Consider the following 11,601-nt stretch of genomic DNA (forward strand, 5'->3'; position numbering starts at 1 on the left):
TTATGGCGTCTCATTACGAAGCACCTATTAGAAGACCTTTAGTCACTGGCGAAAAATCGTATCACGATGTTACTATAGATGTAGCAAGACCAGTTGAAGGCAAAGCCAACAGAGCATGGTGGATTGTTTTTAGCATTGCTTTGGTAGCATTCCTTTGGGGAATAGGTTGTATTATTTATACCATATCTACAGGTATTGGAGTTTGGGGTCTTAACAAGACCGTAAACTGGGCTTGGGATATTACTAACTTCGTTTGGTGGGTTGGTATTGGTCACGCAGGAACATTAATTTCTGCCGTACTTTTACTTTTCCGTCAAAAATGGAGAATGGCAATTAACCGTTCTGCGGAAGCCATGACCATTTTCTCAGTTGTACAGGCAGGTTTGTTTCCAATTATTCACATGGGTCGTCCATGGTTAGCATATTGGGTATTACCAATTCCGAATCAATTTGGGTCCTTATGGGTTAACTTTAATTCACCATTACTTTGGGATGTATTTGCGATTTCAACCTATTTATCTGTGTCACTAGTTTTCTGGTGGACAGGTTTATTACCAGATTTCGCTATGTTAAGAGACAGAGCTGTTAAACCTTTCCAAAAGAAAATTTATTCTTTAGTGAGTTTCGGTTGGTCTGGTCGTGCGAAGGATTGGCAACGTTTTGAAGAAGTATCTCTAGTACTTGCTGGTTTGGCAACACCTTTAGTACTTTCTGTACATACTATTGTATCCTTTGACTTCGCAACGTCGGTTATTCCAGGTTGGCATACGACGATTTTCCCACCTTACTTTGTTGCAGGAGCGGTATTCTCAGGATTTGCTATGGTAAATACACTCCTTATTATTATGAGAAAAGTGTGTAACCTTGAAGATTATATTACAGTACAACACATAGAGTTAATGAACATTGTAATTATGATTACAGGTTCGATCGTTGGTGTTGCTTATATTACAGAGCTATTTATTGCGTGGTATTCTGGTGTGGAGTACGAGCAATACGCATTCTTAAACAGAGCAACTGGACCTTACTGGTGGGCATATTGGGCAATGATGTCCTGTAATGTTTTCTCGCCTCAGTTTATGTGGTTTAAGAAATTAAGAACAAGTATTATGTTCTCATTCGTTATATCTATTGTTGTAAACATTGGAATGTGGTTTGAGCGATTTGTAATTATTGTAACCTCATTACATAGAGATTATTTACCATCTTCTTGGTCTATGTTCTCACCAACATTTGTGGATATTGGAATTTTCATTGGAACCATCGGATTCTTCTTTGTGTTATTCTTATTGTACTCACGTACATTCCCAGTAATTGCGCAAGCAGAGGTTAAAACCATTTTAAAATCTTCTGGAGAACGTTATAAGCGTATTAGAGAAAACGGAGAGACACTTGTCGGTACAGGTGCAGATGATAGAACATCTAACTATAAACTCCCTGAAACGACTACAGCTTCAAAACCTTTGCAGGACGATGAAGAAAAATTAGGTAATCTTTTAGAAGGTGTTGGCAGGTTTGATCCTGATGTTCAAACACCAGACGATTTAAAAGTGATTAGTGGTATTGGTCCAAAAATGGAAGAGGTACTGAACACATTAGGAATTTTTACTTACGCACAAGTAAGTAAAATGACAAAAAGAGAATATGACTTGTTAGATGAAATCACAGGTTCTTTCCCAGGAAGAGCAGAACGTGATGATTGGTCAGGACAAGCTAAAAACTTATTAAACAACTAATATAGTCTATGGAAGCTTCGAAAGTAATTCATGCTATTTATACAGATGATGATATCTTAATGTCAGCCGTTAAAAAGGTAAAGGCAGAACGACATCACATTGAAGAAATATACACCCCTTTTCCAGTCCACGGACTAGACAAGGCAATGGGATTGGCACCAACACGTATAGCAATTACGTCATTTATGTACGGTTGCGTTGGGCTTACGGTAGCCATTGTAATGATGAACTATATAATGATTGAAGATTGGCCACAAGATATTGGTGGTAAGCCAAGTTTTAGTTATATTGAAAATATGCCAGCGTTTGTGCCGATAATGTTCGAGCTAACGGTATTTTTTGCGGCCCACTTAATGGTTATTACGTTTTACTTAAGAAGTAGGATGTGGCCATTTAAAAAAGCAGAAAATCCAGACCCACGAACAACAGATGACCATTTCTTAATGGAGATAGCCATACACAATAATGAGGATTCATTAATGACGCTTTTAAAGGAAACTGGAGCTGCTGAAATAAATATTGTAGATAAAGATGAAGATGCACATTAATATGAAGATAGCCACAAAATATATTGTAGTAACAATATTATTGGTAAGCTTTGTGTCTTGCCAAAAGAACTCGAGCCGAAACTATCAGTACATGCCTAATATGTATGAGTCTGTAGGTTATGAAGCCTATCAAGAGGCCAATGTTGATGTCGACGGTACAAATATTTTCGAATATGACATGGAAGCTAGATTACCAGCGGATGGCACTATTCCTAGAGGTGATTTTATGCCTTTTGAAATTCCAAATACGAATGAAGGATATGCCTTGGCTAAAGCTACGCTTGAAAATCCATTAGCGGATCCTATTCCTTTAACTGAAATGGGCAATGCTGAACAAGATTCAACTAAAACTCGTATTGACTATGCTAAAGGAGGCCCATTATATACCATTTACTGTGGTATTTGCCATGGCGCCAAAGGTGATGGTAAAGGGAAGTTAGTGCAACGTGAAAAGATTTTAGGTGTGCCTAGTTATGCCGATGTTGGTAGAGCAATTACAACTGGCAGTATTTATCATGTTATTTATTACGGAAAGAATACAATGGGTTCTTATGCCAACCAATTGAACGAAGAAGAGCGTTGGCAAGTGGTTGCTTATGTTGAAAAACTGAAGGCAGATTTAGAAAAGTAAGATTTAGATAAAGATTATATAAATGGAATATAAAATTTCAAATCGATTAAGAATAGGGGCTATCATTTTAATAGTTTTAGGACTGTTAGGTGTTGGTTACGGCTTTATGGATGCTCATCATTACGAAACCGTTGAGGATGTAAAAGAGCTATTAGCAAGTGAATCACATGATGGTGACGCTCATGCTAATGAGGCACATGGAGCGTCTCATGGAGAAGCAGCATCACATGTTGACGAAACCGACGGACATGTCGAAGAAGCGCATGGAGCAGCTCATGCTGAGGAAGGTCATGCCATGAGTCATGAAGAACACGTATTACATCAAATACATAACAGACCATATTCTGCGTTATACGTTGCAGCTTTCTTTTTCTTTATGATTGCCTTAGGTGTGTTAGCTTTTTATGCGGTTCAATATGCATCGCAAGCAGGTTGGTCACCAGTATTGTTTAGAGTCATGGAAGGTATTACGGCTTATCTTTTACCAGGTGGTATAATTGTATTATTAATTGCTTTCCTTGCGGATAGTCATTTATTTATATGGTTAACGGATGGTATGACTACAAAAGGCAGTGATAACTACGATGCTTTGGTAGCAGGTAAATCAAGTTGGTTAAACAAAGCAGGATTTTTTATTAGAGGCCTTATTTTCTTAGCAGGTTGGTCGCTTTACCGTCATTTCTCTAGAAAGTTTTCGGTGGCACAGGACAACGCGGATATAAATGATAACAGAAACTTTAAAAAGAACTTCAGAATTTCTGCAGGATTTTTGGTATTTTTCATCTATACGGAATCAATGATGTCTTGGGATTGGATAATGAGTGTAGATCCTCATTGGTTCAGTACATTGTTTGGGTGGTATGTATTAGCAGGTATGCTAGTTTGTGGCGTTACAACGATTGCGATGATTGCTATTTTTCTGAAATCAAAAGGCTTATTAGAACATGTAAATGATAGCCATATTCATGATTTAGCTAAATTTATGTTTGGTTTTAGTATTTTCTGGACCTATTTATGGTTCTCTCAATTTATGTTAATCTGGTATTCGAATATTCCGGAGGAAGTTACTTATTTCATTACACGTATAGAGGATTATAATTTACCATTCTTCGGTATGATAGTAATGAATTTTATTTTCCCATTATTATTATTGATGAATAGTGATTATAAGCGCATAAATTGGTTTGTAATCATGGCTGGTATAGTAATCCTTTGTGGACACTATATAGATATATTCAATATGATTATGCCAGCAACCGTAGGTGATAGATGGTTTATTGGTATTCCGGAGATAGGATCAATACTATTATTTGGTGGCATATTCTTGCTTATTGTCTTTACTGCGCTTGGCAAATATCCATTATTACCAAAAGGAAATCCATTTATTAAGGAAAGTGAACATTTCCATTATTAATTTTTAAAAAGAATAGAAACGATAATGACTGCTTTATTAACGATTATAATTGTACTCTTTGCAGCTGTTGCCTTATGGCAAATGGTAAAGATTTTTGATTTGGCTCAAGTTGGCACAACGAGTTCCCCTGTTGCAACCGACCATGATAACAAAATCAATGGCTATATGATGATAGGTTTTTTGATATTTATTTATGTCATAACCATTCTTAGTTTTTGGTATTTAGGTGATTTGCCACTAACGTCAAATGCGGCTTCAGAACATGGTCCAGGACTTGATAATTTAATGATTATCTCCATGGTGGTGATATTTACAGTACAAACAATTACGCAATTCTTATTGCATTATTTTGCTTTTAAATATAGAGGAGAAAAAGGAAGGAAAGCGTTGTTCTATGCCGATAACAACACTTTAGAATTTATATGGACTATAATTCCGGTTATCGTTTTGGCTGGTTTAATCATTTATGGATTATTTACTTGGAACGATATTATGAATATCGATGAAGAAGACGATCCAATGGTAATTGAATTATATGCGCAACAATTTAATTGGAAAGCACGATACAGTGGTGCGGACAATGTTTTAGGAAAAGCTAACGTGCGATTGATAGATATAGATCGTGCCAATGTTTTAGGTGTTGATGAAGATGATCCTAATGCTCAAGACGATGTTATTGTTACGGAACTACATTTACCAGTGGATCAACCGATACTATTTAAAATGCGATCACAAGATGTGTTGCACTCTGCATATATGCCGCACTTTAGAGCACAGATGAACTGTGTTCCAGGTATGGTAACGCAATTTGGTTTTACGCCTACAGTAACAACTGCTGAGATGCGTGAGAATCCTGATATGATAGAGAAAGTACAAAACATTAATCAACTTAGATTAGAGCGAAAAGCTAAGGTTGAAGAATCTGGACAAGAGTTGGTTTATGAATTCGATTACTTATTATTATGTAATAAGATTTGCGGTAAGTCCCACTACAATATGCAGATGAAGATTATTGTAGAAACACAAGAAGAGTTTGATGCATGGATGAAAGAACAGAAATCCTTTCCAGATTCATTAAATTAAAAGATTTTTTAAGAAAAAGAAAATAGATTATGTCAGCAACTATAGATACACACAGTCACGATGATGACCACGACGTACATCATCACAAGGAAACATTTGTAACGAAGTACATCTTTAGCCAAGATCATAAAATGATTGCTAAGCAGTATCTGATTACAGGTGTAATTGTTATGGGTATTCTAGGGATTTTAATGTCCTTATTGATGCGTATGCAAATTGCATGGCCAGAAGAACCAAATGTATTATTTGAAGCATTATTGGGCAAATGGGCGCCAGAAGGTGTTATGGATGCCGATATTTATTTGGCATTAGTAACCATACACGGAACACTGATGGTGTTCTTTGTACTTACTGCAGGGCTAAGCGGTACTTTTAGTAACCTCTTAATCCCTTTACAAATTGGAGCACGTGACATGGCATCCGGTTTTCTTAATATGGTGTCTTACTGGCTATTTTTTCTTTCATGTGTTATCATGATATCGTCATTTTTTGTCGAGTTTGGTCCAGCTGCAGCAGGTTGGACAATTTATCCACCGCTGTCTGCGTTGCCGATGGCATCAGGAGGTTCTGGACTAGGAATGACACTCTGGTTAGTATCCATGGCCATATTTATCGCATCGTCTTTATTAGGTTCTCTTAATTATATTGTAACCGTAATTAATCTTAGAACAAAAGGGATGTCAATGACTAGATTACCATTGACCATTTGGGCATTTTTTGTAACAGCCATTATTGGTGTAATTTCATTCCCTGTATTATTATCTGCGGCGTTATTACTCATTATGGATAGAAGTTTTGGTACGTCATTCTTTTTATCTGATATCTTTATTCAGGGTGAAGTATTGCATTATCAAGGTGGATCACCGGTATTATTTGAACATTTATTTTGGTTCTTAGGACACCCAGAGGTATATATCGTGCTTTTACCAGCGTTAGGAATTACCTCAGAAATTATAGCTACAAATTCACGTAAACCAATATTCGGGTATCGCGCTATGGTTGCTTCAATATTGGCCATTGCTTTTTTATCAACCATTGTTTGGGGTCACCATATGTTTATCTCAGGGATGAATCCATTTTTAGGTTCCGTATTTACTTTTACAACCTTGTTAATTGCAATTCCATCAGCGGTAAAAGCATTTAATTATATAACGACCTTATGGAAGGGAAATCTGCAAATGAATCCAGCGATGTTGTTTTCCATAGGTCTAGTATCTACATTCATCACAGGTGGTTTAACAGGTATTATTTTGGGAGATAGCGCTCTAGATATCAATGTTCACGATACTTATTTTGTGGTAGCCCACTTTCATTTAGTTATGGGTATTTCAGCCTTATATGGTGTGTTTGCAGGTATCTATCATTGGTTCCCAAAAATGTTTGGTAAAATGATGAATAAAAACTTAGGATACGTACATTTTTGGGTAACCGCAATTTGTGCTTATGGTGTATTTTTCCCAATGCACTTTATAGGTATGGCAGGATTACCAAGGCGTTATTATACAAACTCTAATTTCCCTTTATTCGATGATTTAGCTAACACTAATGTTGTCATTACCGTATTTGCTCTTGTCGGAGGACTAGTACAGTTAGTATTCTTATATAACTTTATTAGCAGTATATTCTTTGGCAAAAAAGCTGTACAAAACCCATGGAGATCTACAACTTTAGAATGGACTGCGCCAGTAGAACATATTCACGGTAACTGGCCAGGTGCAATACCTCATGTTTACCGTTGGTCTTACGATTACAGTAAACCAGGACATGAAGAGGACTTTGTACCTCAGAATGTACCGATGATGGAAGGCGAAGAGGAATTACAGCATTAACAAGTTCCTGCGAAGGCAGGAATCTCATAATCGAGAATAAACAACAATACTGAAAGCCTTTCTATTTACAGAAAGGCTTTTTTATTTTATTTAATTGTGACTAACAATTTAATGAATTTCCCATTTCTTGCAATCTAAATTAATCTCATAACAAATAAGAAAAGACCTTTGGATTGATATAACATTCCAAAGGTCTTTTTCGTTATATTTGCTTTAGCCGAAATTGGTTTGGTCATTAACCTACACAATTCTTAATACATTGTAGGTTTTGGAAATAATAAAATAAGAGATTCCTGCCTTCGCAGGAAGTACTATGAATGAAAACCTAAACCCATATAATGATAACTTCACATCAGAAGAACTAGATGTCGAGAAGAAATTAAGACCCTTAACGTTTGAAGACTTTACTGGTCAAGATCAAGTATTGGAAAATCTATTGGTTTTTGTACAAGCTGCAAATTTACGAGAAGAAGCATTGGACCATACGTTGTTTCACGGCCCTCCTGGTTTAGGTAAAACTACCTTAGCACATATTTTAGCTAACGAGTTGGAGGTTGGTATTAAGGTAACTTCAGGACCGGTTTTGGACAAGCCTGGCGACTTAGCAGGTTTACTTACCAATCTAGAGGTGCGTGATGTATTATTTATAGATGAAATCCACCGACTAAGTCCAATTGTAGAAGAGTATTTATATTCTGCGATGGAAGATTATAAGATAGATATCATGATAGAGTCTGGACCGAATGCCAGAACTGTTCAAATTAATCTTAATCCATTTACCCTTGTTGGTGCAACAACACGTTCTGGATTATTAACAGCACCAATGCGAGCACGATTTGGGATTAGCAGTCGATTACAATATTATAAAACCGAATTATTAACTTCTATAGTTCAACGTAGTGCTTCAATTTTAAGTATGCCGATTACCATGGAAGCAGCCATTGAAATTGCAGGTAGAAGTAGAGGAACACCGCGTATTGCGAATGCTTTATTAAGGCGTGTTCGAGATTTTGCTCAAATAAAAGGCAATGGAAAGATTGATATCGAAATCGCCAAATTTGCATTAAAGGCACTCAACGTGGATGCCTATGGTCTGGACGAAATGGATAATAAAATCTTAACCACCATAATAGATAAATTTAAAGGTGGACCAGTGGGAATTAGCACTATCGCCACAGCAGTAAGTGAGAGTACAGAAACGATTGAAGAAGTTTACGAGCCGTTTTTAATACAACAGGGTTTTATAATGCGAACGCCTCGTGGCCGTGAAGTTACAGAGCAGGCATATAAGCATTTGGGAAAAATGAAAGGTCCTACTCAAGGAGGGTTATTCTAAAAAAAAGCCCATCTTAGCATTCCCATATTCCGCTTGAGAAGAAGGATAAACCACTAAAGTCGGAGTTAAAAAAAATGTAATATCAAAATTTGAACCCAAAACAAAACATACCAACCGTTCCACTTAGTCGATTTATAAAACATTCACTCGAAATTTTAAAAAATCCGCTACCATTTCATCATCAAAATTTTGAAGAACAAGGCGATGTTTTTAAATTAAAAATCGGCTTAAAGAATAGTGTCATTTTTGTCAGGGATGCGGCTTTTGCAGAATATGTACTTCAAAAGAATCAAAGAAATTATACCAAATCTAAAATTCAGACCGAAGATTTGGTAAAATATGTTGGTAAGGGTTTGTTGACTTCAGAAGGTGATCATTGGAAAAAACAGCGTAAACTCATTCAGCCAGCTTTTCATAAAAAGCAGTTAGAGAATCTTCTAGAAAGTATTAAAAGTGCGATTCTATCAGAATATGATAAGATTACGTCTAACAAAGTCATTGATCTATTTCCTATTTTGAATGATTTAGCTTTTCAAACGGTTGTAAAATCATTGTTCAGTAGTGCGGCAAATCAAGATGATATTAATAGACTTCAATATATTACTGAGGCCGCTCAAAAAATGTTGGTTAAAGAATTACGCCAGCCTTATTTGGGCTGGTGGTTTAATTTGAGTGGCGAAATTCAAAAGTATATTGATTTAACTCAGGAAGCACGTCAAATATTAAAACGAATCGTTAACGAAAGACGAGCTTCAGCTGTAAAAGAGCACGATTTGTTGGACATGCTTTTAGATGCTAAATACGACGATGGCACTTCCATGGAAGAAGAACAGCTCATTGACGAAATTTTAATTTTATTTACGGCAGGGCACGAAACTACCTCTAACGCCTTAACCTTTACCACTCAGTTATTGGCATTGCATCCCAAATGGCAGGAAGAAATTTATAAAGAACGAATCGCCCTAAAATCAGAAAGTGACGATTTAATGGATTTGGTAACACAGTCTAAAGTCTGCCAACAAGTTATTGAAGAAGCCATGCGACTCTATCCTCCAGCTTATTTTATAGATCGCGTTAATATTGAACCAGACACTTTTAACGAATTGGATTTTGAAGCGGGATCCAATCTCTTATTTTCTGTTTACGAAATGCATCGTCATCCAAAATTATGGGATCAACCAGATGAGTTTTTACCTGAACGTTTTAATGAAGGCAGTAGGAAATACTCATCTCAATATTTTCCATTTGGCGCAGGTCCGAGAAAATGTATAGGTAATAACTTTGCCATGTTCGAAATGATTATCGCTGTTTCGGAATTAGTTTCAATCTATAAAATTCATCCAAATTTTGATGTTATTGAAATTACACCATTGATTACTTTAAAACCCAAAAACGCCTTTCTAAAGTTTGAAAAAAGAGATCTCTAGGCTATTCACTTCATACGGAGTCATTTTATCGAAAAAAAGAGCATTCGTTTCCTTTTAATCAATTATTTAGTACGTTCGTCTGTTTTAGAGTTAAAATTTTAACATTTCTACTAGATTTGGATGTTATTCAAAATCTTCGGAATATGTCCACCCTGCGTTATGCCATTTTGATTTTAGTCTGCTTTGGACTAGTATCCTGTAATTCAGAAACCGATAATTATCAAGATATATCGAGCAGTTTAGAACTTGAAAGTAGAATCATCGAACTATATGGTTCTAAGGCCGAATTAATTCAACCTATAGAAACCGATTTTCTTTCCATACCTAGCGATATTAACAATCCAATAACAGAAGCAAAAGTAGAATTAGGAAAATTATTGTACCATGAAACTATGATTGCCACCAATCCAAATTTGGATAATGGTATGTACACCTATTCTTGTGCTAGTTGTCATCATGTAGCTGCAGGGTTTCAAAGTGGAATAAAACAAGGCATCGGAGAAGGAGGCCTGGGCTTTGGTAGTTATGGTGAAGGACGGATTAAAAACCAAATGTATGCAGAAGCAGATCTAGACGTGCAACCCATAAGGTCGCCTAGTGTATTGAATGTTGCTTTTCAAGAAGTGATGCTGTGGAATGGACAATTTGGCGGAAAAGGAATGAACGAAGGTACAGAATCGCAGTGGACTGTTGGTACACCAAAAGAAGTCAATAATTTAGGATTTGAAGGCGTAGAGACACAGGCTATTGCTGGTTTGGACGTTCATCGTCTTGTTATTGATGGTGACGAAATGATTAACTCTTCATACCACGATTTATTTGATACTGCATTTCCAGAGGTTGCAGTAAATGAACGCTATACCAAACGTAATGCAGGATTGGCAATTGCAGCTTATGAGCGTACGCTTTTACCCAACCAAGCACCATTTCAGAACTGGTTAAGAGGCGATAATAATGCCATGGAAGCAGATGAATTAGCTGGAGCAAAACTATTTTTTAATAAAGGTCAATGTTATACATGTCATTCAGGGCCTGGACTCAACGGTATGGATTTTCATGCTTTGGGTATGAAAGATTTAGAGGGTGCAGAAGTTTTAACTTTAATTGATGAAGCCACAAAAAAGGGACGTGGCGGATTTACAGGTAATAGTGCAGATGATTATAAATTTAAAACGCCGCAATTATATAATTTGAAGGATGTACATTTTTTTGGACATGGTGGAAGTTTTGAAACCGTGAAAGACGTCATCGAATATAAAAATGAAGCCATAGCAGAACAGACCGATGTTGGACAAAATCAATTGTCGCCATTGTTTGAGCCATTGAACTTAACAGAAACCGAAATCAATCAGTTGACTGCATTTTTAGAAAACGCTTTATACGATGATAATCTAGAACGCTATGTGCCAACCCAATTACCGTCAGGCAACTGTTTCCCAAATGCAGACGCAACCTCTTCTGCGGATTTAGGGTGTAATTAAAAACAAGATGAGTTTTTCATTAACCTTTCTTAGATAATAGTAATTATCATATTCGTATTCTCAGCGTTTACATTTAAAAAATCATTAACTTTAAAATTCAATAATTAATTGATTTA

9 protein-coding genes are annotated in these 11,601 nt (G+C 36.4%); all 9 read left to right on the forward strand.

Annotation, left to right across the window (positions count from 1 at the left end):
* Nucleotides 1–2 precede the first annotated feature (2 nt).
* The 9 genes from nrfD to HM990_RS02065 all read left to right on the forward strand — a co-directional run bounded on the left by nrfD (nucleotide 3) and on the right by HM990_RS02065 (nucleotide 11,485).
* On the forward strand, nucleotides 3–1,736 hold the full coding sequence (nrfD, locus tag HM990_RS02025) for an NrfD/PsrC family molybdoenzyme membrane anchor subunit (protein ID WP_178987337.1): 1,734 nt from the start codon (nucleotides 3–5) through the stop codon (nucleotides 1,734–1,736).
* A gap of 8 nt (nucleotides 1,737–1,744) precedes the next feature.
* Complete coding sequence (locus HM990_RS02030) at nucleotides 1,745–2,284, forward strand: DUF3341 domain-containing protein (protein ID WP_178987338.1); 540 nt, start codon at nucleotides 1,745–1,747, stop codon at nucleotides 2,282–2,284.
* Between the two features lies 1 nt (nucleotide 2,285).
* Nucleotides 2,286–2,915: a c-type cytochrome gene (locus HM990_RS02035; protein WP_229719345.1), complete on the forward strand. Its 630-nt coding sequence runs from the start codon at nucleotides 2,286–2,288 to the stop codon at nucleotides 2,913–2,915.
* Between the two features lie 22 nt (nucleotides 2,916–2,937).
* Entirely contained in the window at nucleotides 2,938–4,329 is a 1,392-nt protein-coding gene (locus HM990_RS02040; protein WP_178987339.1) for a quinol:cytochrome C oxidoreductase, read from the forward strand.
* A 24-nt stretch (nucleotides 4,330–4,353) separates the two neighbouring features.
* Entirely contained in the window at nucleotides 4,354–5,412 is a 1,059-nt protein-coding gene (locus HM990_RS02045) for a cytochrome c oxidase subunit II (RefSeq protein WP_178987340.1), read from the forward strand.
* Between the two features lie 29 nt (nucleotides 5,413–5,441).
* The gene (locus tag HM990_RS02050) at nucleotides 5,442–7,241 is read left to right on the forward strand and encodes a cytochrome c oxidase subunit I (RefSeq protein WP_178987341.1); all 1,800 of its coding nucleotides are present in this window, start codon (nucleotides 5,442–5,444) and stop codon (nucleotides 7,239–7,241) included.
* Between the two features lie 313 nt (nucleotides 7,242–7,554).
* Complete coding sequence (gene ruvB, locus HM990_RS02055; protein ID WP_178987342.1) at nucleotides 7,555–8,577, forward strand: Holliday junction branch migration DNA helicase RuvB; 1,023 nt, start codon at nucleotides 7,555–7,557, stop codon at nucleotides 8,575–8,577.
* 89 nt (nucleotides 8,578–8,666) lie between these two features.
* The gene (locus HM990_RS02060) at nucleotides 8,667–10,004 is read left to right on the forward strand and encodes a cytochrome P450 (RefSeq protein ID WP_178987343.1); all 1,338 of its coding nucleotides are present in this window, start codon (nucleotides 8,667–8,669) and stop codon (nucleotides 10,002–10,004) included.
* Between the two features lie 143 nt (nucleotides 10,005–10,147).
* Nucleotides 10,148–11,485 carry a cytochrome-c peroxidase gene (locus tag HM990_RS02065; protein WP_178987344.1) on the forward strand — a complete coding sequence of 446 codons (1,338 nt, stop codon included), beginning with the start codon at nucleotides 10,148–10,150 and terminating at the stop codon, nucleotides 11,483–11,485.
* Nucleotides 11,486–11,601 lie beyond the last annotated feature (116 nt).

It is taken from the genome of Winogradskyella schleiferi, from assembly GCF_013394655.1.
In the GTDB taxonomy this organism is placed as follows: domain Bacteria; phylum Bacteroidota; class Bacteroidia; order Flavobacteriales; family Flavobacteriaceae; genus Winogradskyella; species Winogradskyella schleiferi.